17 protein-coding genes and 1 pseudogene are annotated in these 22,553 nt (G+C 71.0%); 17 read left to right on the top strand and 1 reads right to left on the bottom strand.

Going from position 1 to position 22,553, the window contains the following annotated elements:
* Positions 1–127 precede the first annotated feature (127 nt).
* The 15 genes and pseudogenes from AC6F7H_RS16625 to AC6F7H_RS16555 all read left to right on the top strand — a co-directional run.
* Positions 128–2,056 (top strand): non-ribosomal peptide synthetase, encoded by a 1,929-nt coding sequence (locus AC6F7H_RS16625; RefSeq protein WP_500757743.1) that lies wholly within the window; start codon positions 128–130, stop codon positions 2,054–2,056.
* Complete coding sequence (locus tag AC6F7H_RS16620) at positions 2,053–5,124, top strand: condensation domain-containing protein (protein WP_500757742.1); 3,072 nt, start codon at positions 2,053–2,055, stop codon at positions 5,122–5,124. The genes AC6F7H_RS16625 and AC6F7H_RS16620 overlap by 4 nt, the downstream gene beginning before the upstream one ends.
* Complete coding sequence (locus AC6F7H_RS16615; protein ID WP_500757741.1) at positions 5,121–5,483, top strand: phosphopantetheine-binding protein; 363 nt, start codon at positions 5,121–5,123, stop codon at positions 5,481–5,483. Before AC6F7H_RS16620 ends, AC6F7H_RS16615 begins: the two co-directional genes overlap by 4 nt.
* Positions 5,484–5,508: 25 nt before the next feature.
* Complete coding sequence (locus tag AC6F7H_RS16610) at positions 5,509–9,027, top strand: thioester reductase domain-containing protein (protein ID WP_500757740.1); 3,519 nt, start codon at positions 5,509–5,511, stop codon at positions 9,025–9,027.
* A 47-nt stretch (positions 9,028–9,074) separates the two neighbouring features.
* Entirely contained in the window at positions 9,075–9,947 is an 873-nt protein-coding gene (locus AC6F7H_RS16605; protein ID WP_500761872.1) for a 3-hydroxyacyl-CoA dehydrogenase family protein, read from the top strand.
* Positions 9,944–10,219, top strand: a complete 276-nt coding sequence (locus AC6F7H_RS16600; RefSeq protein ID WP_500757739.1) for an acyl carrier protein — start codon at positions 9,944–9,946, stop codon at positions 10,217–10,219. The genes AC6F7H_RS16605 and AC6F7H_RS16600 overlap by 4 nt, the downstream gene beginning before the upstream one ends.
* A 25-nt stretch (positions 10,220–10,244) precedes the next feature.
* A complete protein-coding gene (locus AC6F7H_RS16595; protein ID WP_500757738.1) occupies positions 10,245–11,363 on the top strand; it encodes an acyl-CoA dehydrogenase family protein in 1,119 nt (372 codons plus the stop codon).
* A gap of 50 nt (positions 11,364–11,413) precedes the next feature.
* Complete coding sequence (locus AC6F7H_RS16590) at positions 11,414–12,343, top strand: 3-oxoacyl-[acyl-carrier-protein] synthase III C-terminal domain-containing protein (protein ID WP_500757737.1); 930 nt, start codon at positions 11,414–11,416, stop codon at positions 12,341–12,343.
* A 44-nt stretch (positions 12,344–12,387) separates the two neighbouring features.
* On the top strand, positions 12,388–13,524 hold the full coding sequence (locus AC6F7H_RS16585) for an HAD-IIIC family phosphatase (protein WP_500757736.1): 1,137 nt from the start codon (positions 12,388–12,390) through the stop codon (positions 13,522–13,524).
* Positions 13,517–15,103 carry an amino acid adenylation domain-containing protein gene (locus tag AC6F7H_RS16580; protein ID WP_500757735.1) on the top strand — a complete coding sequence of 529 codons (1,587 nt, stop codon included), beginning with the start codon at positions 13,517–13,519 and terminating at the stop codon, positions 15,101–15,103. Before AC6F7H_RS16585 ends, AC6F7H_RS16580 begins: the two co-directional genes overlap by 8 nt.
* A gap of 8 nt (positions 15,104–15,111) precedes the next feature.
* Positions 15,112–16,350, top strand: coding sequence for an MFS transporter (locus tag AC6F7H_RS16575; RefSeq protein ID WP_500757734.1), 1,239 nt, complete (start codon positions 15,112–15,114; stop codon positions 16,348–16,350).
* Positions 16,351–16,394: 44 nt separating this feature from the next.
* Positions 16,395–17,456, top strand: coding sequence for a MupA/Atu3671 family FMN-dependent luciferase-like monooxygenase (locus AC6F7H_RS16570; protein ID WP_500757732.1), 1,062 nt, complete (start codon positions 16,395–16,397; stop codon positions 17,454–17,456).
* Complete coding sequence (locus AC6F7H_RS16565; protein ID WP_500757731.1) at positions 17,453–18,472, top strand: 3-oxoacyl-ACP synthase III family protein; 1,020 nt, start codon at positions 17,453–17,455, stop codon at positions 18,470–18,472. The genes AC6F7H_RS16570 and AC6F7H_RS16565 overlap by 4 nt, the downstream gene beginning before the upstream one ends.
* Positions 18,472–19,323: a thioesterase II family protein gene (locus tag AC6F7H_RS16560; protein WP_500757730.1), complete on the top strand. Its 852-nt coding sequence runs from the start codon at positions 18,472–18,474 to the stop codon at positions 19,321–19,323. The genes AC6F7H_RS16565 and AC6F7H_RS16560 overlap by 1 nt, the downstream gene beginning before the upstream one ends.
* 1 nt (position 19,324) lies before the next feature.
* Positions 19,325–19,417 (top strand): annotated as a pseudogene (locus tag AC6F7H_RS16555) (S-adenosylmethionine synthetase N-terminal domain-containing protein); the annotation flags it as partial.
* Positions 19,418–19,452: 35 nt separating this feature from the next.
* Here AC6F7H_RS16555 and AC6F7H_RS16550 read toward each other — a convergent pair.
* Positions 19,453–20,334, bottom strand: a complete 882-nt coding sequence (locus tag AC6F7H_RS16550) for a LuxR C-terminal-related transcriptional regulator (RefSeq protein WP_500757729.1) — start codon at positions 20,332–20,334, stop codon at positions 19,453–19,455.
* 317 nt (positions 20,335–20,651) lie between these two features.
* On the opposite strand from AC6F7H_RS16550, the gene AC6F7H_RS16545 reads away from it, so the two are divergent.
* Together AC6F7H_RS16545 and AC6F7H_RS16540 are read left to right on the top strand one after the other, a co-directional pair.
* On the top strand, positions 20,652–21,533 hold the full coding sequence (locus AC6F7H_RS16545) for an O-methyltransferase (protein ID WP_500757728.1): 882 nt from the start codon (positions 20,652–20,654) through the stop codon (positions 21,531–21,533).
* Positions 21,526–22,191, top strand: a complete 666-nt coding sequence (locus AC6F7H_RS16540; RefSeq protein WP_500757727.1) for a flavodoxin family protein — start codon at positions 21,526–21,528, stop codon at positions 22,189–22,191. The genes AC6F7H_RS16545 and AC6F7H_RS16540 overlap by 8 nt, the downstream gene beginning before the upstream one ends.
* The last annotated feature ends 362 nt before the right edge of the window (positions 22,192–22,553 follow it).

Genomic DNA, 22,553 nt, shown 5'->3' with positions numbered 1-22,553 from the left:
GAACCGCTGATACCAAAGTGCTCGCCGACCACGGATGGGGACCGTGACGCCGTAATGGCGGCAGTGGCTTGCGAGCTTTCGATCCTTCCAGGTCCAGAAGTCCAGTGCAGGAAGGGGGCGGGCTGTGATGGCAGCTTCCAGTGTGCATGACATCGTGGCGCAGCAGGTCGAGGAGCGACTCCATGACTGTGCCGTGCGTGATCCAGCAGAAGGATACGGGCTTTCCTACAGGGAGCTCTGGGAACGGGCCGGGTGGCTTGCCGCGGAGCTGGCGCGGCGCGGAGTCCGCCGGGGTGATCTGGTCGCGGTCCCCCAGGACCGGTCCGTCGACCTCGTGGTGACCTTTCTCGGCATCCTGCGTTGTGGTGCCGCCTACCTGCCGCTCGACGGGCTCGCCCCGAAGGACCGGCTGGCCGGCATCGTCGCCGAGTCGGGCACGCGCTGGGCCGTCCACTCGCCTCGCCAGGACACGCTCGCCGGGCCGGCCAGCCGCTGGGCGGACCTCACCTCCTGGCTGCCGTCCGGGGTGGAGCAGCTCCCCGTGCCCTACGAGGATCCGGGACATCTGGTGCCCGACCCGGGGAGCGAACGGGACGACCCCGCGTACGTGTCCTTCACCTCCGGCTCGACGGGGCGGCCCAAGGGCGTCGTGGTCCCGCACCGCGCGGTGCTGCGGCTGGCCCTGCGGTCCAGGTTCTGCACCGTCGAGCCCGGCGACCAGGTGGCCGGCGCCGCCAATCCCGCCTTCGACGCCACCACCTTCGAACTGTGGAACGCTCTCACCGCCGGCGGCACAGTGGTCGTCTTCCCTTCGGCCACCGACCTGCCCCTGGACGACTGGACGGCACTGATCCGCGGTGAGCGGATCGACGCGATGTTCCTGACCACCTCCCTGTTCCACACGGTGGCCAGGGAGCGTCCGGACGCTTTCGGCACGCTGCGCACCCTTGTCGTCGGCGGCGAGCAGCTGGAGATGGCGGCCGTACGCAAGGTGCTGGCGGCCGGGCCGCCGGGCCGGCTGGTCAACGGGTACGGGCCGACGGAGACCACGACGTTCGCCGCCTACTTCGACTGCACCGAGGACAGTCTCGCCGGCCTGGAGCGCATCCCCGTCGGATACCCGCTCCAGGACACCACGCTCCACCTGCTGGACCGAGAACTGAACCCGGTCCGGCCCGGCGACACCGGCGAGCTGTGTGTGGGTGGCCCCGGTGTGGCCCTCGGCTACCTGGGACGCGAGGAGCTGACGGCCCAACGGTTCGTCGTCCACCCGGCGACCGGCGACCGGCTCTACCGGACCGGTGACACCGGGCGGCAGCTGCCCGGCGGAGCGATCGAACTCTTCGGCCGCAGCGACCGTCAGGTGAAACTACGCGGCTTCCGTATCGAGCTGGAGGAGATCGAACGAGCCGCCCTGGCATGCGGGCTGGCCGACTCCGCCTTCGTGGAGAAGGTCGGCGAGGGCCCGGCCGCGTCGCTGGTCGGATTCGTTCTGCCATCCGCGGACGGACTCGCCGAAGCAGCGGCAGAGTCGGGTGCCGACGCCGCCGCGGGCGCACTGCCCGCTCTGCTGAACGCCCGGCTGGAGCGGACCTTGCCCAGCTACATGCTGCCCGCCCGCTGGCTGGTGCTGGACCGGGTTCCGCTCGGCTCCACCGGCAAGGCCGACCGGGCACGGCTGCTGGAGCTGCTCTCCGCCGAGCACCCCGCCGCGGGCCCGGCCCTCACCGCCCCCACGGCGGGAGCCGACCCGGAGGTGCGGCCCGCTGACCGGGAACCGGTGACCCTGCTCGGTGACATCTGGCGTGAGGTGCTGGCCGTCGAGCAGGTGCTCCCTGAGCACAACTTCCTTGAACTGGGTGGTAATTCGATCCTGGCCATGCAGGTGGCGGCCAGGGCCCGGCAGCGGCTCGGCGTACCCGTCGACGCGGGCGCTGTGCTGCTGTGCGACACCCTGGGCGAGCTGGCGGCCCACGTGGCCGACGTCTGTGCGGCCGAAAGCCCCGCGGTCGGTTCCGAGTCGGCCGACGCGCTGCGGGAGGTGGCGGCACCGTGACGACCGGAGCCGACGTGGGGGGCGCCGCGGCGCGGACCGAACCGCCGGTGTTCCCGCTGTCCTTCGCGCAGGAGCGGTTGTGGATCGTGGACGCCGCGGCCCCGGGCAACGCCACCTACAACGTCCCGCTGCTGTTCCGCTCCCACCAGCCTCTGGACGTCGCGGCACTGGCCCATGCCCTGAGAGCGGTCACGGTGCGGCACGCACCGCTGCGGACCGTCTTCGCGCTGGCCGAGGGCCGGCCGGTGCAAAGGGTGCTGGAGCCGCGTCCCGTCGAGGTGGAGGTCGTCGACATCGCGGGTGCGGCGGACTCCGAGGACCGCGTGCGAACGGAGGCCGTCGCGCGCGGTCGCCTGCCCTTCGACCTGGCCGACGGGCCGCTGGTGCGGTGCACGGTGTGGCGGCGGCTGCCGGAGGGCGGGGACGCCATCCTGCTGACCATCCATCACATAGCCGTGGACGGCTGGTCGCTCGCCCCGCTCTTCGACGACCTGGCGGCGGCGTACGAGGCGGCTGTGGACGGCCGCGACACCGTGCTGCCCGCCCTGCCGACCACCTACCCGAGCTTCGCCGCGCGCGAGCGCGCGGCGGCGGACGCCCCCTCCTTCCGGCAGCACATCGAGGGCCGGGCCGCCGAGCTGCTGCGGGTCCCCGTGGGAATGGAGTTGGCCGGATGCGCGCCGCACGGCGCGGCTCCGGACGGCTCCCGCCCCGGTCGACAGGTCACTCGTCCCGTGGTGGAGAAGGTCCGTGAGGGCGTGGCACAGCTGGCACGCTCGCTGCGGGTGACTCCGTACGTGGTGCTGGCCGCGGCGTTCCAGACGGTGCTGCACCGCTGGTCGGGACGGAGCGAGTTCCTGCTCGCGACGATGACCGCCAACCGGACGCACGCCGACCTGGAGCAGGCGGTGGGGTTCTTCGTCAACACGGTGCCGCTGCGCTGCCGGGTCGACCCGGAGGAGTCCTTCGCCGAGCTGTGCGCCGCCGTGCGGAGTGAGGCGTTCCACTCCCTGACCTACCAGAGCATCCCGTTCGACCGGCTCACCGCGGTCGCCACGGCGGCGCTCGGGGAGGGACGGCGGCCCCTGGCCGACATCGGGTTCGTCTACCAGAACATGTCCGCGCCACGGTCGGTGCCCACCAGATGGACGCCTCCCGAGGTGCTGTGCACCGGTACCGCCAAGTTCGATCTGCTGCTGATCGTCGACGAGGCCGAGGACGGGCTCGCCGTCACGGTCGAGTACGACACGGACCGCTACACCGCCCAGACGGCCGAGGCCGTGGCGGACGGCGTGGCGGTGCTCCTGGAGCGGGTCGTCGAGGATCCCTCGGCAGCCCTGTGCGAGCTGGCCGCGCTCCCGGGTCAGCCGTCCGCCGCCTCCTTCCCCGAGACGTCCCGGAGCCGCGCGGCACAGCCCGTGGCGGCCCGGCCCCCCAGGCTTGCCGAGCGGTCTGAGCGGTCTGAGCGGCCTGAGACCGAGCGTCGCGCGGCAGAACTCTTCGCCGCCGCACTCGCCGGCTCCGGCAGCGCTGCCGATCCGGCCGCGCTGCCGCCCGCCGCGAACTTCTTCGTGCTCGGCGGCCACTCGCTGCTCGCCGTGACGATGCTCGCGGACGCCCAGCGCCGATACGGTGCGACCCTCTCGCCCCGGGACTTCCTCACCGACCCCACGGTCGCGGGCCTCGGCCGGTTGCTCGCGGCCGGGACGACGGGGGACCGCCAAGGCGCTCCGGCCGGTGTGGTCCCTGTGGTCCCCGACGAGCAGCGGTACCCGGCGTCTCCCATCCAGCAGCGGTTCTGGTTCCTGGACCGACTGCCCTCGCTGCGCGCGGCGTACCTCATCCCCACCGTCGTGGAGTACACCGGCATGGTGGACCGGGACGCGCTGCGCGGCGCGGTGGACACGGTGCTCGCCCGGCATCCCGCGCTGCGGTCCCGGTTCGTCCTCGACCGTCGCAAACGGCAGGTGTGCTACAGCACTGACGGCGGACCCGCCGTCACGGTGGTCACAGACGCCTCCGACTGGAACTCCGCACGGCTGCGCGAGCACCTGTCCCGGCTCTGCTGGGCGCCGATGGACCTGGCGCGGGGCACCCTCGCCCGGGCGGAGATCGTGATCGCCGAGGAACGCACGCTGCTGATGCTCGTGGTGCACCACATCGTCGCCGACGGCTGGTCGCGCGACCTGCTGATGGCCGAGATCGCCGAGGTGTACCGGGCCCGCACCACCGGGCGCGAGCCGGAGCTGCGGGACCCCGTGCACCCTTCGCTGCTCGACGCCGATGACGGGCGCACCGACGGGGACGTCGCCGCGCAGACCGCGGCGCTACTGGAGCACCTGCGCGGTGCACCGGTGGACGTCGCCCTGCCGCACGACCGGCCGCGCGGTGAGTTGCAGACCACCGAAGCCGGCCTGTGCACCACCCGGATCGGCGGCGAACTGGTCACCGGGCTGCGCGCGGTCGCCGGAGACGCCCTCGGCTGCACGATGTTCATGACGAGTGCCGCACTGCTCGCGGTCACCCTGGCCCGGCGCGGCGGCCAGCGGGACTTCCTCTTCGCCTTTCCCTGGGCGGGCCGAGAGGCCCGCGGCAGCGCCGACGCGGTCGGCATGCTCGTCAACACCCTGGTGCTGCGGGTGGATCTGCGCCACAGCACCACCTGGACCGATCTGCTGGTCCGGGTCAGGGAAAGCTGTATGACCTCCTACCGCAACGCCCACGTCTCGCTGGACGCGCTTGCCGCCGAACTGCACCCGGACCGCGACCTGAGCCGTCCGGCCCTCACGCCGGTCTACCTCAGCCACCAGAGCAGCGCACCGGTGCCGGACGCACTCGCCCCCGGCATCACCGGCCGCCATCTGCCGCCCGAACCGCTGCACCTGAAGTACGAGATCGAACTCGTGGTGACGGAGCACCGGGCGCAGGACGTGGAACTGGCCTTCTCCTACACCACCGGCCTGTTCGGCGAGGACACCGTGCGCGGGCTGCTCGCCGACCTGGCGGTGACAGCCGCGGACCTGGTCGCCGACCCGCATTCGAATCCACTCGTGAGGAGCATGTCGTGAATGACGCCATGGCCGGACAGGCACCGGCCCCGAACCAGACGGAACTTCTCCTCAAGGTCCGGCAGGCCTGGGCCGACGTGCTCGACCTGGACAGCGCGGACCAGGTGCCCGGCGATGTCAAATTTTTGGAAGCGGGCGGGAGTTCACTGCTTCTGATCATGCTCTGGGAGGAGCTCCACCCGCTCGCCTCCCGTCCTCTGAGGGTCTCCGACCTCTTTCAGCACAGCACCGTCCATGCGCAGGTCTCCCTGCTGGCCGGCACCGAGGAGACCGATGAGGAACCGGTCGCCCGGCTGGGCGCCCACAACCGCGAAGGTCTGCTGAGCCGGGCGCGACGAAGCCAGCTCATATCCGAGTGACGGCGAACGGAACGGAAACGCATCCATGACGAACAGCACGGACATCGCGGTCGTCGGTGTCGGCCTCCGTTACCCGGACGCCACCACCCCGCAGGAGTTCTGGCGGAACATCGACCGCGGCGTCATCTCCATGCGGGAGATGCCGACGGACCGACTGAAGGCCGCTGGGATCACCGACGACGTGCTCGCCGACCCCGGCTTCGTACGCGTGGCCACCTCACTGCCGGGGGTCGAGGAATTCGCCTCCGAGTTCTTCGGTTACCCACCGCGCGAGGCGGAGACGATCGACCCCCAGCAGCGGCTCTTCCTGGAGGCGTGCTGGGAGGCCCTGGAGGTCGCGGGCCACCCGGCACGCAAGGACGGCCCTGTGATCGGCGTCTTCGCCGGCAGTGCCGCGGGAAACTACTCGGCTGCCCTGCTTGCCGCCAAGGCCCGGCAGCAGGGACTGCGTGCCGCGGTGGACGACCTGGAACTCACCGTCGGCGGACAGGCCGACTTCATGACCTCCCGCGTCGCCTACAAGCTGGGCCTGAGAGGACCGGCCCTCAGTATCCAGACCGGCTGCTCCTCCTCCTTGTACGGGGTGCACTACGCCACCCTGAGCCTGCTGTCGGGCGAGTGCGACATCGCGCTGGCCGGCGGTGCCACGGTGCTGGAGCCCTTCCGCGGCTACCGCCATCAGCCCGGCGGGGTGCTCTCCGAGGACGGCTACTGCCGCTCCTTCGACGCGAGTTCCACCGGCACCACCTACAGCTCCGGCATCGGTGTCGTCGCTCTGCGCCGCCTTCAGGACGCGCTCGCCGACGGCGACGAGGTGGTGGCGGTGGTGCGCGGCAGCGCGGTCGGCAACGACGGGGGGGACCGTCTCGGCTTCGTCGCCCCCAGCCCCAACGGTGTCGCCGACGTGATCGCCGCCGCGCTGCGCACCGCCGACGTCCCCGCCGACCTGATGCGGTACGTCGAGGCCCACGGCACCGCCACCCCCGTGGGTGACAACATCGAGCTCATCGCCCTGACGAAGGCGTTCCGCGCCACCACGGCCAAGAGCGCTTACTGCGGCCTCGGTTCGGTCATGTCCAACATCGGACACACCGGTCCGGCCGCCGGTATCGCGGGCTTCATCAAGGCGATGCACGTGGCGCGTACGGGCAAAATCCCGCCGCACCCGACCTTCGAGCGGCCACGCGACCCGGGCATCCTGGAGGAGAGCCCGTTCTTCGTCACCACCGCGCCCGGGAGTTGCGTGGAGCCCGAGCGCCATGTGCTGGTGAACTCCATGGGCGTCGGCGGCACCAACGCAGCTGTGGTGCTGGCCCCGCCACCCGATCCCGTACGGCCCGCCGCGCCGCAGCGGCCCACGGTGCGGCTCGTGCTGTCCGCCCGTACCCGTGCCGAGCTGGACCAGCAGTCCCGCAGGCTGGCCGACGTCCTGGACGAGGGCGGGCTGCCCGCCGCGGATGTCGCCCACACCCTGCGGGTCGGCCGGGCCGCCTTCGACGAGCGGCGGGTGATCACCGCTCCGGCACACCGTCTGGCGGCTGCGCTGAGGCTGCCGCGCCCGCCCGCCGTACGGACCGAACGCATCGACGGTGTGCAGCCCGCGCTGGTGGTGCTGCCGCCGGCCGGGGCACCGCAACCGCCCGCCGCGCTGACGGCGGGGCTCAAGGCGGTGCTGCCGGCGGGCACCGAGGTGGTGACCGGGCCCCTGAAGACGGCGCCCGAGGGCCGGTTCACGCTGTTGGCCGGGCACGGCGAACCGGCCCGGGACCGCCATGTGATCAGCGCGGAGTCCTGCGCGGACGCAGACGAGGACACCGTGGCCGAGCTCCTGGACGAGGCCGCGACGGCGGCCTGGCTGCACGGCGTCGAGGTGGACTGGCGGGTGCTGGCGGGTGGGACGGGCCGCCGGGTGACGCTGCCGACGTACCCGTTCACCCGTAAGCGGCACTGGGCCCTGGACCGGCTGGCCGGGTTCGACCAGCCCGTCCAGCAGTCGGCGGCCGCCGGGACCACTGCCGGCGGGACCGGTTCCACGACCGGCCCCCAGGGCCCGGCGACCCCCGCGCCCGGCACGCTGGAGGCGCAGCTGACCGCGCTGTGGCAGGAGCTCTTCGGTCTCGACACCATTGGCCTCGACGACGAGTTCGGAGCCCTGGGGGGCACTTCCCTGCTTTCCGTCCAGATGGTCCTGGAGATCCAGCAGCGGCACGGCGTACTGATCAACATCCACCGGGCGGGCGGCAGCCAGGCCACCATCCGCCGGCTCGCGCAGATCGTCGCCGGACTGCAGAACGGGGCCGGACTGGGCGACGCGGAGGTGGACCCCGCCGCCGACGGTGACGGGGCCCTGGTCGACGCGGACCTCCAGATCGCGCTGGAACCACTGGCCAAGCAGTCGGCTCCCGGCCGGGACGTGCTGCTCACCGGCGCCACCGGCTACCTCGGCGCCTTCCTCCTCGACGCGCTGCTCGCCGCCTCCGACGCGTCCAAGGGCCGCGTCTACTGCCTCGTACGGGCCGTGGACGAAGCCGAGGGCATGGACCGGCTGAGGGCCACCGCGGCCAAGTTCGGGCTGCCGGAGCCGGACCCGGAGCGGGTGCACGCGGTCCCCGGGGACCTGCGGGACGTCGGCACCGTGTGCCGCGAGTACCGGGGCGGCGAACTGACCACGCGCATCGGGCAGGTGTTGCACTGCGCGGCCAAGGTCGTATTCACCGAGCCGTACCGGGCACTGCGCGAGGACAACGTGCTGCCGCTGGTCGGACTGCTCAACTGGATGCGGCCCCTGGGCATCCGCGACATCAGCTTCATCTCCACGGTCGCCGCCACGGCGCCCACCGGACCCGGCGGGCAGCTGATGGAGACCCGCGACCAGCCGTTGGACCCGCAACTGGGCGGGTACGGCGTGAGCAAGTGGGTCGGCGAACGCATCCTGGACCGCGCCGACCAGGACGGCATGCGGGTCCGGGTCTTCCGGCCCGGGCTGATCATGGCCTCGACCACGTCCGGTGCCTGCAACGACAAGGACCTGATCTGGTTCCTGCTCGCCAGCGGCCTGGTGGTGGGGGCACGCCCGGTCGACGACCGCGGCATGCCGGTCTCGCCGGTGGACGTACTGTCCCGCGCGGTCGCCGAACTCGCGCTGTCTCCCAAGTCCGTGGGCCGTGCCTATCACCTGGTGGACAAGGCCTCACCCAGCCTGGAGGACCTGTTCGCCACCCTGGAGGAGGCCGGACTGCCCACGCGCACGGTGCCGCTGACCGAATGGCAGCGACTGGTCGCCGAGCAGGCCCAGGCCACCGGTAGCAAGGTGCTCTCGGCCACGGCCCTGTACGAGATGGAGGGCCACGAACTCGACGAGGCCGGTGTCCAGGCGAAGGGCTGGCAGCCCTGGCTGCGCCACGCCGGACTGTCCCCCGTCGTCAGTGGCGGCCAACTGCGCCGGGGCCTGGCGTTCCTGGCCCACCGCACGGAGGACATCGGCTCTTTGCTGCCCGAGCTGGCGGCCGAGGGCGCGCTGATGGCCGCGGAGGAGGAGAAGTGAGCAGCACCGGCAGCCAGGAGACCCCCGACACCGGCCCCGCACAGGGCCTGGACTCCCACGTGGAGGGATCGGCCCACCGCCTCGCGGTGATCGGTGCCGGCGTCATGGGCACCGGCATCAGTGCTCTGGCCGTCGGCCACGGCCTGCCCGTCGTTCTGGTCGACATCGACGAGACGGCCCTCGACAAGGCGCGTGAGAATGTCGCGGGTCAGCTGCGGCTGGCCAGGATGATGGGCAAGCTGCCCCGGGAGGGTGCCACCGGTGACCTGGTCACCACCACCCGTCTGGAGGACATCACCGGGGCCACCGCCGTGATCGAGGCGGTCACCGAACTCGCCCCGCTGAAGGCCAAGGTGCTGGCCGAGGTGTCCGCACTGGTCGCCCCGGGAACCCTGCTGGTCTCCAACACCTCCGCGGTCCCCATCGACGAGCAGGCGGACGCGGTGCGGCGGCCGGACGACCTGGTCGGCATCCACTTCATGAACCCGCCGTACATGATTCACACGGTGGAGCTGATCCGTGGGCCGCGCTCCGGGGAGCACGCCGTCGCCGCGGCCCGCGCCCTGCTCCGGGCGCTGGGGCAGAACGGCATCGAGGTCGGGGACGGCCCGGGCTTCGTGATCAACCGGATCCTGCAGCGCATGATCAACGAAGCGGCCCGCATCGTGGCCGACGGCACTGCCGATCCGGCGTCCGTCGACGCCGCCTTCGAGGGCTGCCTGGGCCACACCACCGGCCCGCTCGCCACCGCCGACCTGATCGGCCTCGACAACGTGGTCGACTCACTGCGCGTGCTGCACGAGCGCACCGGCGACGCGGGTTACGAGCCCTGCGCCCTGCTGCTGGACAAGGTCGCCGCGGGCGACTTTGGCCGCAAGACCGGCCGCGGATTCTTCGAGCACGGAGGTAGCACGTCATGACCACCCCCATCGATCAGGCACGGACAACCGAGTCGATCCGCGAGAACCTGACCGAGTTCCTGCAGCGGCGCACCAGGACAGACGTAGCCCCTGACATGGACCTCTTCGCCTCCGGCCTGGTCACCTCGCTCTTCGCCATGGAGCTGCTGGTCCACGTGGAGAGCGCCTTCGGGGTGCAGGTGAGCGGCCCGCACCTCAACATGGACAACTTCCGCAGTGTGAACCGAATGACCGAGCTCGTCCTGTCTCTGCGGGGCGGTACGGATGAGTGAGTCCCGGGTCCAGGAAAGACCCCCCGTGCCGGCCCCGGACACGGTGCGGTCGGAGCTGGAGCTGCTGGCCACCGATCTGGTCGCCGACCGTGCCGACGCCTGGGACCTGGCCGGGGAACTGCCCCGCGATCTGCTGCGCGAGATGGGCGGCAAGGGCCTGCTGGCCGCCCAGGTTCCGGCGGCGTACGGCGGCCCGGGTCTGAGCAGCGTCGAGAGCGGTGAGCTCACCGCTCACATCGGGTCCCTGTGCTCCTCCGTGCGCAGCGTGATGACGTCCCAGGGCATGGCCGCCTGGACCGTGGAGCGCTTCGGCGACATGGAGCAGAAGGCCACCCACCTCAGCGCGCTGACGTCCGGTCGGCTGGCCGGCGTCGCCTTCAGCGAGCCCGGCGCCGGCAGCGACCTCGCGGCCATGGCCACCACCATCCGGCGGGACGGCGGCACCGTCGTCGTGGATGGCCGCAAAGCGTGGATCACCGTCGGCGCATACGCCGATCTCCTGGTGGTCTTCGGCCGGTACGGCACGGGAGCGGCTGTCGTCGTCGTACCCACGGACGCCCCGGGCGTCACCGTGGAGCGGGTGACCGATCCGATGGGCTGCCGGGCCGCCGGCCACGCCGACATCCGGCTCGAAGAGGTGCGGCTGCCCGCCGACAGCCTGCTCGGCGGCACCGGCCTGCCCACCGACTGGCTGGTGACCTCGGCACTGACCTACGGACGGATCTCGGTGGCCTGGGGCTGCGTCGGCATCCTGCGCGCCTGCCTGCGGGCGGCCTGCGGGCACGCCGCCACCCGCGAACAGTTCGGTGCCCCGCTGGCCCAGCACCAGTTGGTCGCCCGGCATCTCGCGGAACTCCACGTGGCCCAGGAGGCCGCCACCCTCTGCTGCGAGCACGCCAGCCGCTACTGGGACGAGGGGAACCCCCGACTGGTGACCGCCGCCGTGACCGCCAAGCACCTGGCGGCCGGACAGGCGGCGCGTGGTGCCGCCACGGCGGTGCAGGTGATGGCCTCCGCCGGGGCCCACGACGGCGGCCCGGTGGCCCGCGCCTACCGCGACGCGAAACTCATGGAGATCATCGAGGGCAGCAACGAGATCAGCCAGTTGCTGCTGGGCAAGCACGCTCTGGCGGTGTGGTCGTGACCATCGGAATCGGCGCCGTCCACTGTGTGCTCCCAACGGAGCTCACACGCGTGCAGGACCTCCCCGAGTACCCCGAACTCGGTCATGAGGAAGCCGAGTTCGTCCAAAACAGTGGGATCGCCACGGTCGGCGTCGTTCAGGACCGCACTGCCGGGGACCTGGCGGTCGACGCCGTCCGAGGTCTGCTGACCCGGCTGGACGAGGGCGCGCCCGGCGCTCCGCAGCGGCCGGACACCCTGATGCTGGTCGGCCCGCGCGCACCGGACGTGCTGCTCGGCTCCGACGCGTGCCGCGTCCAAGCCGACACCAAGCTCGACGGGTCCTTCGCGTTCACCCTGGACGGGCTCGGCTGCACCGGCTCCAGCGCGGCCTGGGCACTCGCCCGCGACCTGCTGCTGGCCGATCCTTCCCGGCAGAGCGTGCTGATCGCCCACGGCAGCCGCCCCACCGGCTTGGACCGGGTCCGCCACCCGGTCACCGTGATCGGCGACGGCGCCTGCGCCATGACCCTGGTGCGCGGAGGGCGTCCGTTGCTGCGTGCCCATCGCATGGAGACCGACGGCTCCTTCCACGACCTGTTCCGGGTCGACTACAAGAACGTGCCGTACTACGAGTGGCGTGAGGAGTGCCGATCCCCGGACCGCTACCGCTTCGACATGGCCCTGCACAGCCGGATGCGGCTGGGCCGGATGGTGGACGAGGTCCTCGCCGAGGCGGGCATCGCCAAGGAGGACGTCGCCGCGACCCTCATGCAGAACGTGACGGCGAGTGCCTACCGGTTCTACGAGTCCCTCCTCGGCCTGCCCGTCCACCCGGTCTGCAACGAGCACCTCGCCGCATACGGACATCTGGGCGCCATGGACGTCGTGCTCAACCTCGACCGGCTGCTGGCGCGCGGCGAGCTGAGCCGGGGCGACCTCGTGCTGGTCCTGAACAACAGCCCGGTCGCCGCCTGGGCCGTGACGCTGTGGGAGGTCTGACCGTGCCGGTGACGGAAACCGGGAGCAGGACGGAGAAGGACGGGATGGACGCAACGGGCGCTTTCGCCCCGACGGGCACGGCCAAGGCGGTCAAGTGCCTGGTGTGGGACCTGGACAACACCCTGTGGGACGGGACCCTCCTGGAGGACGGCGAGGTCACGCTGTCCGAGCGGATACGCGAGGTCGTCGAGGTCCTCGACGAGCGCGGCATCCTCCAGGCGGTGGCCAGCAAGAACGACCACGACCACGCCTGGGAGCGGTTGGAGAAGCTGGGGATCACCGAGTACTTCGTCCTTCCGCACATCGGCTGGGGCCCCAAGTCCGAGTCCGTGCGGCGGATCGCCGACCAGCTGGGCTTCGCGCTCGACACGATCGCCTTCGTCGACGACCAGCCCGCCGAGCGGGCCGAGGTGGCACACCACCTGCCCGTGGTGCGGTGCTACCCGGCGGAACAGGCGGCGGAGCTGGCCTCGTTGCCGGAGTTCAGTCCCGTCGCCACCGTCGACTCCCGGCGCCGCCGCGAGATGTACCAGGCCGGCTTCCGTCGGGAGGCGGCACGTGAGGAGTTCGCCGGGCCGGACGAGGAGTTTCTGCGCACCCTCGGCCTGGAGATGACCATCCGCCGGGCCACCGAGCCCGACCTGGCCCGGGTCGAGGAACTGACACTGCGCACCAGTCAGATGAACGCCACGGGTGTTCACTACGGCCACGAGCAACTGCGTGCCCTGTTGACCGACCCGACGCACGAGGTTCTCGTGGTCCGGCTGTGCGACCGGTTCGGCGATCACGGGGCCGTCGGCATCGTGTTGCTGGAGCGGCATCCCGGCGCCTGGCTGCTCAGACTGCTCGCCACGTCCTGCCGAGTGGTCTCCTTCGGCGCGGGCGCGGTGCTGCTGCGTTGGCTCATCGACGAGGCGGCCCGTTCCGGGGTGCGGCTCTTCGCGGACTTCCGCCGCACCGAACGCAACCGGATGATGGAGATCGCCTATCGCTTCGCCGGGTTCACCCCGTACGAAGGCGAGCGCTCCGGCGTCCTGCCCGGCGAGGCCGGCACCGCGGACCACGAGGGCGTCGAGCTGCTGCACATCGAGCCCGTACGGCAGGACCCGCCCACCACCATGCGCCTCGACGCGCCCGACCTGGAAACCTCCGAGACAGTCGAGGAGCCGGGTAGTGGCTGAGACGCTGACGATGTACGAGTGGTTCGAGCGGTCCGCCGCCCGCCACCACGACCTGCCGGCCCTGGAGGCGGGCGGCGAACGGCTCACCTACGGGGAGCTGCGCACCGCCGCCGAGGCGGTCGCCGGCCGCCTCCTCCAAGAGCACGGCGAGGCACCCGCCCGGGTCTCCGTGATGGCGACCCGCAGTGTGGTCTCCCTGGTCGGCTACCTGGCGGCCCTGCGCCTGGGCGCCACGGTCACCCCGGTCAACCCCGCCTTCCCGGCCTCGCGCAACCGCATGATCTGTGAGCTGGCCGGCAGCGAGGTGCTGATCGCGGACGCCGCCGACGCGGCCCAGCTCGACGAGGGGCTGGGCATCGGCGTACCGGCCCAGCTGCGACTGACCTCGGACGAGGTGGCGGCTGCCGGGCGCGAGGGCACCGGGCCCGCATGCCCGCTGCCCGCGCCGGCCTCCTCCCCGGACGACGTGGCGTATGTGCTGTTCACCTCGGGGTCGACAGGGCGGCCCAAGGGGGTGCCCATCCGGCACCGCAACGTCTCGCCGTACCTCGCGCACAACATCGCACGCTTCGGCGTCGGGCCGGGCTGCCGGATGTCACACACCTTCGACCTCACCTTCGACCCGTCGGTGTTCGACCTGTTCGTCACCTGGGGCGGTGGTGCGACCCTCGTCGTGCCCGGCCGGGCCGAACTGCTGTCTCCGGTCGACTACGTGGTGGACAACGGGATCACGCACTGGTTCTCGGTGCCGTCCGTGGTCTCGGTCGGCGCGGAACTGGGCAATCTGCCGGCCGGGCGGGCGACCGGGCTGCGGATGAGCGTCTTCATCGGCGAGCAGTTTTCGTACGACCAGGCCGCAGCCTGGCACGTGGTGGCACCCGGGGCGACGCTGGTGAACGTCTACGGCCCCACCGAACTCACCGTCGCCTGCACGGAGTACACCCTGCCGGCCAAGGTCGGCGAGTGGCCGAAGACGTCCAACGACACCGTGCCCGTCGGATCCGTCTACGGCTTCCTGGAGCACCTGGTGCTCGACGAGCGGGGCCGCCCCGCAGAGGAGGGCGAGCTGGTGGTGCGCGGCTCACAGCGCTTCGACGGCTACCTTGACCCGGCCGACAACAGCGGGCGGTTCCTGCGGTGCGGCGGGGACGGCGTCACCGTGTACGACGGCGAGGGTGAACTGACGGCGGAGCACTACTACCGCACCGGTGACCGGGTGCGGTGGGAGGACGGACGCCTCGTTCACCTGGGCCGACTGGACAACCAGGTGAAGGTGCGCGGCTACCGCATCGAACTCGGCGAGATCGAGGCGGCCCTGCGCCGGCACCCCGCCGTGCGCCAGGCCGTCGTGGTCGCGCTGCGCCACGGGGACGACACCGAGCTCGTGGGCTGCTACACCGGTGAGCCGGCCGAGCGGGGCGTCCTCGTCCGGGCCCTGCGCAAGCAACTGCCCGTCCACATGGTGCCGCGCCGCTTCCGGCGCCTGGAGGCGATGCCGCTCAACGCCAACGGGAAGATCGACCGAGCCCGCATCACAGCCGATCTGATGTCACCCTGTCCGGCACCCACGGTCAGCTAGGAGATCCCGTGTCGTTCCTCGAGAACATCGTTCCGCCCAAAGGCGTGGTGCGCACCCTGTGTCTGAGCAACCTGGCCAAGACGGCGGGCCATGGCATTCTCATGTCGGTCAGCGTGCTGTTTTTCATCCGGACCGTGGGCATCCCCGCCGAACGGGTCGGTCTGGCCATGACGATCGGCGCTGCACTGGGGATGACCGCCAGCATTCCGGCAGGCCGGCTGGCCGATCGGACCGGGCCGCGCAACGCCACGGTGGGCTTCCTGCTGCTGCTCGGCGTGTTCGTCACGGGTTACGGCTTCGTGGACAGCTTCGTCGCCCTGGTGGCCGTTACCAGCCTGGCGTTGATGGCGGAGTCCTCGACGGACGCGGCCCGCGGCGCGCTGATCGCCGGGCTGATCCCGCACAAGGAGCGGGTCCGCGCCTGGTCCTACATGCGGGCGGTCAGCAATCTGGGCGTGTCGCTGGGCGCCGCGGCGGGGGCGGTCGCCCTGTACTTCGACAACCGCGGCGGCTATGTCGGCCTGCTGATCACGGGCGGCGCGATGTTCGTGGTCGCCGGGCTGGCCTACCTGAGGGTTCCTCAGGTGGATCCGGTGCCCAAGGAGAGGTCCGGGCCGAAGTGGGTGGTGCTGCGTGACGCTCCCTATGCCGTGGTGGCACTGCTCAACTCGGTCCTCGTGATGAACGTCGCCATCCTCACCGTGGCGCTGCCCGTCTGGCTGACGGACCGGACGGCGGCGCCCGAGTGGCTGTACTCGGCGATCATCGTCCTCAACACCGTCGTGGTCGTGCTGTTCCAGGTGCGGGCGAGCAAGGGCAGTGACGACGTGCCGGGCGGGGCGCGGACGCTGCGCAGGTCGGGAGTCCTGCTCGCGGTGTGCTGTCTGCTCTTCGCCCTGGCGGCGGACCGACCGGTCTGGCTCGCCGTGCTGATCCTGCTGGCGGGCGCTCTCGTCCACGTGGTCGGCGAGATGTTCTACAGCGCCGGCTCCTGGTCGCTGGCCTTCGGGCTGGCCCCGGACCACGCCCAGGGCCAGTACCAGGGGATGTTCGGCATGTCCGTCCAACTCGGCACCGTGGTGACCCCGGCGCTGGCCACCGCGCTCCTCACCCGTCTGGGCATGGGCGGCTGGCTGGTTTTCTCGGTCCTGCTGCTCACCGCCGGCCTGGTGGCCCCGGCGGTGGCGTCCTGGGCCGCCGGAACCCGCCAGCCGCTGTCGTCTGCCGCCGAAGAATCCGTCGCCTAGTCCGTCCACCGAACGTCCCGGTCCCGGCAGCCTGAGGAATCACTGTGGATTTCAGCCTCTTCTACTTCGCCAACGACAGCACCGAGAAGGAGAAGGATCGCTACGAACTCTTGCTGGAGGGCGCCCGCTTCGCGGACCGCAACGGCTTTTCGGCCGTGTGGACGCCGGAACGGCACTTCCACCCCTTCGGAGGCCTGTACCCGAACCCGTCGGTGACCGCGGCGGCGGTGGCGGCGGTCACCGAGCGCGTCGGGGTCCGGGCAGGCAGCGTGGTGGCACCGCTGCACCATCCGCTGCGGATCGCCGAGGAGTGGTCGGTCGTGGACAACCTGTCCAACGGCCGGGTCGGACTGTCCTTCGCCTCCGGTTGGCACGCCACCGACTTCGCGCTCTGCCCGGAGAACTACGACAACCGCCGACAGCTCCTGCTGGAGCGCGTCGAGCAGGTGCGGGCGCTGTGGCGGGGCGAGAAGCTGTCGGTGACCGACGGCGTCGGGACCACGCAGCAGCTCGGCGTCTTCCCGCCGCCGGTGCAACGGGAGCTGCCCGTCTGGGTCACCAGCGCCGGAGGTGTGGAGACCTTCCGCAACGCGGGGCGGCTCGGTGCCGGGGTGCTGACCCACCTTCTCGGCCAGGACCTGGACGACCTGGCCCTGAAGATCACCGAGTACCGCAAGGCGGTCACGGAGCGGGGCGGGACCGACGGATGGACCGGTCATGTCGCCCTCATGGTGCACACCTGCCTCGGGGAGGACGAGGACGTCGTTCGCGAGGCGGTCCGCGGGCCGCTGAACGACTACCTGCGCAGCTCGCTGGGGCTGCTCCTGGGCTCCCAGCTGGACGGCCGCCGGATCGACGCCTCGCGGCTCACTCCACAGGACGTGGAGTTCGTCGTCAACCGCTCCTTCGACCGCTACTACGACAGCGGGGGTCTGCTCGGCACGGTGGACAAGGTGCGCAGCAGCGTGGCCCGCTTCCGGGAGATCGGTGTGGACGAGGTGGCCTGCCTCGTCGACTTCGGACTGCCGACGCCGTCCGTCCTGGACGGACTCACCCACCTGAACCGGCTGCGTCTGCTCGTCTCAGGAGAAGAGGAGGCGCGGTGAGCGGCCGTACGCCGACGGGTGGACCGGGCCCCGACGACACGACGACGGAGAGGACCATGGGCGGCATAGTCGACTTCGAGGTGCGCTTTCCGGCTTCCCGCGCGGACGTGCACCGCATGCACGCGGAATCCGGCGTGCCGGTCGGTGACATCCTCGCGATCACGCACACCGAGCAGTTCCCCGCCCTGGGGGACCAGGAGCAGGCGTGGGAACTGGCGGCCGAGGCCGCACGGGCGGTGCTGGAGCGCAACGCGGTGTCGCCCGACGAGGTCAGCCACGTCATCTACGCCGGCTCGGGCGAGTGGGACCTGCCCTTCTGGTCGCCGGCGGCCCGGGTCGCGCACGAACTGGGCATCTCCCGGGCGCATTGCTTCGAGGTGGCCAACTTCTGCAACGGCGGCATGGCCGCCGTACGCACCGGCCTAAACGAACTCGCCCTGGGTGCAGGCCCGTTCGCTCTCGTGATCATCGGCGACCGGCTCAGCCGGCTCGTCGACCACGAGGACCCCGACTCCAAGGCGCTGTTCAACTTCGGCGACGCCCCCGCGGCGGTTCTCCTCGGCCGGCGCGACTGCGCCTTCGAGGTGCTGACGTCGTCGATGCGCACGGACCCGTCCTGGGCGGACTACTACTCCGGTGACGTCGAGGACGACCGGATCCTGATGCGTCGGCGTGGCCGCCGCCCCGGCCTCGCCGACGCCTACCTGGAGAACTTCCCGGCCCGGGTCCGGGACGTGCTGGACGAGCTGGGCAAGGACCTTTCCGATGTCGCGTACTTCCTGATCAACCAGGGCGACAAGGGAATGCACGAACGGCTTCTGGAGAAACTGGGCATCCCGGCCGAGAACAGCGTCTTCAACTACGACCGGCTCGGCCACATGGGCGGTTCCGACCTGCTGATCGCCCTGCGGGACCTGCTGGACGGCAAGCGGCTCGCCGAGGGCGACCTCCTGCTGCTCGCCAGCAGCGGCATGGGGTTCACCTGGGCCGTCACGGCCGTGGAGTACCGGGGCTGATGAACATGACCTTCGGGGCCGGGGTGAAGGACCTGCGGCGTCTGCTGGCGCTGGTGCCCGTTCCGGACGGGGTGGGCACCAGTGCCGGCACCGCACCCTTCACCCTGGTGTTCCTGCACCACGCCGGGGGGTCGGCGGCGTCCTTCGCCCCCTTCGCCCGGTGGCTCCCCGCGGACTGGAACCTGTGGTCCGTCGACCTGCCGGGACGGCTGATGGCCACCGGGGAACGGGCCTGCCGCACCTCCGCCCAGGCCGTCGCCTACGTGGTGCCCGAGCTCCGCTCCCTACGACCCGGTCCCTACGCGATCTTCGGGCACAGCATGGGCGCGCTGGTCGCCTTCGACGCTGCCCGGGAACTGTCCGCGCAGGGCCTCACTCCGGAGTGGGTGGGGCTCTCCGGGGCGCCCGCGCCCGGACACCGTCCCGACCGGACACAGCGTCACCTGTGGCCGAAAGAGCGGCTGATCGCCTTCATGCGAGGCCTGGGGGGCACCCCCGAGCAGGTCTTCGAGATGCCCGATGTGCTGGAGCTCATGGTGGAGGTGCTCCGTGGCGACCTGTCGATCGTGGACACCTACCGGGTGCGCCCCGGCCCGCCGTTTCAGACCCCGCTCACGGTCTTCACGGGCGAGGACGACCCCGTGGCCGGGCCGCGGATCGCCGCTCCCTGGGGCGAGCACACCACGGCCCGGACCACTGCCCATTCCTGGCCGGGCGGCCACTTCTACCTGTTCGACCACGTGGAAGAGGTGTGCGCCGCCATCCGCGACGAGGTCGCCGCCGTGCCTCCCGCGAGCGCCCGTGTCTCCCCCTGCCGTCCCTCTGGACTCCCGTCCTTCTGGAGCATGTGACATGTCCCGTCGTCTGTTCACCTCGGAGTCCGTGACCGAGGGCCACCCCGACAAGATCGCTGACCGGATCGGCGACACCGTTCTCGACGCGCTGCGCGGGGCTGTGGACCGGTGAGGGAGCGATGGGGCCTACGGAGGGCCGTCACCCGTCGCCTCGTCGTCGGGGAGGGCGGCGGGGTCGGCGAGCACCTGGTCGGGGATCAGACCACGGGCGGCGATGAGATAGCCGAGCTGCGCCCTGCTGATGCTGCCGAGCTGACGCGAGATACGGCTGATGTACTCGGACACCGTGCGCCGGCTGATGCCCAGCCCGCGGGCGATCTTCTCGTCGGTCTGACCGGCGACGAGGAAGCGGATGATGCTCTGCTCGATCTCGGAGACGACGACGCGCGGGCGGCTCTTCATGTTCGGGTCGACCGAGGTGCCCCGTGCCCAGGCGTACTCGAACACGTTGGTGAGGAACCAGACGATCGCCGGGTCGCGGACCTCCAGCGCCTCTTCGGCGTAGTCCGGGCTCGTGGGGATGTACGCCACCTCCCGGTCGCAGATGATGAGCCGGTCGAACATCTCGTCCACCGTCCGTATTTCTCCGCCGGCCGCCGCGACTTTCTTGATGTATTCGACGGTCGGCGGGTGCGACCACACCGAGTGCTGGTAAAGGGTTCGCTGGTGTATTCCTTTCGCCAGGAGTGCGAGATTGCGTTCCGCCGCTGCTTCCAGTATTTCCGGGGGCCGGCGGCCCCGGGGCTGCGCGGTGAGCAGTTGGGACCGGCAGGCGGCCACCGAGGCGTCCACCGTGCGGGCGATGAGTTCACCGCCGCGCAGGACCGTGACGCTGGGCAGGTCCCCTCTGCGCGCCGCGGCGAACACCTCTTCCGCGGAGTGGAAGGACTCCGCGAGATGGACGAGTCGGCGGCGGCTGGTCGCCAGCTCCTCCTGAACGGGGGTCATCGCCCGGTGGGCGGCCACGGAGGGAGGCAGGGGAGCCAGGCGTCCAAGGGTGTTCACCATCGGCTCCAGCAGGCCAAGGGCGATGACACAGTGTTCGGCCGCCCCTTCGGCGACCGAACCGGCCGATGTCGCCTCCCGGTACCGGCGCAACCCGGCCTCGCAGAGCTCCGCTCCACAATTCGCCCGATCGCATCTGCTTTGCCCGGAAACATTCCTTGAATGGTCGTGTGACATGCATGCATATTAAGACTGGACCTTGAAATCGGACAGTCTTCCTGGGGGTGGTGAAAGAACTCGACTTGAGTATCACGGTATTTCCCTGCAGTTTTTATCGAGGCCATTCAGTTGGCCTGTCCGACGCAGAGCAAGGACGGGATATGACCCAGAGAGTTCACACCGAGGAGTTCCGCAAGGCGGTGGCCGGGCTGAGCGTCCCCGGCATGGGCACCGAAGTCGTGGGCCCACTGCTTGCGAACCTGATCCAGCTGCTGCGGCCCGAACGCGTCCTGGAAGTGGGGATGGGGTACACCACGCCCTTTCTCGCCGCCGCCCTCGCGGACGCGGACGGCGCCGTGCGACACGAGTCCGGGGCGCTCGCTGCAAAGACCCGGGAGCACCTCGCCCGGGGAGCGGACCTGGACGACGCGTGGCTACTGGCCGACCCTCCGCTGGTGACTCCCTCGCACCACCTGGAGCCCTACCGGCCGCGCCTGGTGGCCGTGGACAACCTCTCCATCGCCGACTCCTCCGCCGACCGCGTCCAGGAGGTCCTGCGCGAGCTGGACCTCGACAGCCGGGTCACGGTGGTGAACGCCGACCTCAAGGACGCCGCCGAGCGCATCCCCGAGGACTTCACACCCATCGACTTCGCCTGGGTCGATGCCTGGGAGTGCCTTTACTTCTTCGACCACTTCTGGGAGTTGATCAACCCGGACGGCGGCCTCGTGGTCATGCACTACCTGATGACCTATCCGGAGGGCGAAGCCCTGCTGCGCTACATCGAGAAGTTCCAGCAGGCCAACCCCGGCGAGCTGGAGGTGGTGAACCTTCTGGAGTCGCAGAAGCTGATGCAGAACAGCATCACCGTGCTGCGCCGCACCAGCGGGGCGCGCGCCCGCCGCTACGCCGGACGGGGCGGCGTGGTCCGGTACACCGAGGAACTGCGCCAGGACGCCGAGCGTCACGTCGGCCTCGTGGCCCAGGCCGACGCCTCCGGCTTCAACACCGGCACCGGTGCGGACGTACCGGCCCATGGCTGAGACCGGGCAGGAAAGGGCGGCGGGCCGGACGTTCGATCAGGACCGTCCGCGGAGCTTCGCCTTCATGCTGGGCAGTCCGCGTCCGGACAGCGCCTCCGAGCGGCTGGCCCGACGTGCGGCCGGGGGGCTCCCCCCGGAGACCGAGCGAAGCTGGCTGTCGCTGAGCGGGCTGCCCCTTTCCGGGGCGGAAGCCTTCGGCCCGTCCTTCGCCGCCCCGGCGGAGGACGGCCGGCCAGGCGTGGAAGGGCACGAGAAACTGCTGCTGGACGCGACCCTGGAGCACACGGACATCGTGGTGGTGTCCCCGCTCTACTGGTACAGCGTCTCCGCACAGACCAAGCTCTACCTGGACTACTGGGCCCGGTGGATGAACCGCCCCGAACTGAACTTCCGCAGCCGAATGCGCGGCAAGACCCTGTGGGCCGTCAGCACCTTCGCCCGTGGCCACGCCCGCGATGCCGAGCCCTTGGTGGGCATGCTCCGGCGTACTGCCCGCTACCTGGACACGGGCTGGGGCGGTGCCCTGATTCAGCAGGTTCGCAGCACCGGCGAACCGGCTGACCCCGACGCCGCGCACCACATCATGACCTTCTTCACTCCTGCCCACGGGTACCCCGGCTGCGCTGAGACGCGGTCCCGGACCGCCGCGGAGCCGTGACGCCGCCACTGTCCGGGTTCAGCTGCGATTCCACGCTGTTACCCGTTCGGTCCGGTGCGGTCGTGATGCGATACGCGCCCACCGGTCTGGACAACAAAGAACCCCCGGGCCTCTGGCCTGGGGGCATCTCTGGAGCGGGTGACGAGAATCGAACTAGCGCTCTCAGCTTGGGAAGCTGCGGCTCTTTGAGGTCGGGTCGGTCGCTGAGCTGGGCCAACGGCCGGGGCGCCGTCCCGTCGGGCCTGGCTGCTTTCACCGTGATTCCCCGCCGTTCACCGCCCGATCTGGTGCGCTTGTGGTGCGCCCATGCGTTATCCCTGTTTCGGCCGTACCTATCGCTTCTGCGCCCTGTAGTGCTTCAT

This window comes from Streptomyces sp. MMS24-W38, assembly GCF_059889265.1.
This window is presented reverse-complemented; position numbering and strand designations above follow the sequence as displayed.

What these genes read in the sequence shown, in the direction of transcription:
- AC6F7H_RS16625 (WP_500757743.1), top strand. Translation starts at nt 128, where the DNA reads ATGGCAGCTTCCAGTGTGCATGACATCGTGGCGCAGCAGGTCGAGGAG.
- AC6F7H_RS16610 (WP_500757740.1), top strand. Translation starts at nt 5,509, where the DNA reads ATGACGAACAGCACGGACATCGCGGTCGTCGGTGTCGGCCTCCGTTAC.
- AC6F7H_RS16600 (WP_500757739.1), top strand. Translation starts at nt 9,944, where the DNA reads ATGACCACCCCCATCGATCAGGCACGGACAACCGAGTCGATCCGCGAG.
- AC6F7H_RS16585 (WP_500757736.1), top strand. Translation starts at nt 12,388, where the DNA reads ATGGACGCAACGGGCGCTTTCGCCCCGACGGGCACGGCCAAGGCGGTC.
- AC6F7H_RS16560 (WP_500757730.1), top strand. Translation starts at nt 18,472, where the DNA reads ATGAACATGACCTTCGGGGCCGGGGTGAAGGACCTGCGGCGTCTGCTG.
- AC6F7H_RS16550 (WP_500757729.1), bottom strand. Translation starts at nt 20,334, where the DNA reads ATGGTGAACACCCTTGGACGCCTGGCTCCCCTGCCTCCCTCCGTGGCC.
- AC6F7H_RS16545 (WP_500757728.1), top strand. Translation starts at nt 20,652, where the DNA reads ATGACCCAGAGAGTTCACACCGAGGAGTTCCGCAAGGCGGTGGCCGGG.
- AC6F7H_RS16540 (WP_500757727.1), top strand. Translation starts at nt 21,526, where the DNA reads ATGGCTGAGACCGGGCAGGAAAGGGCGGCGGGCCGGACGTTCGATCAG.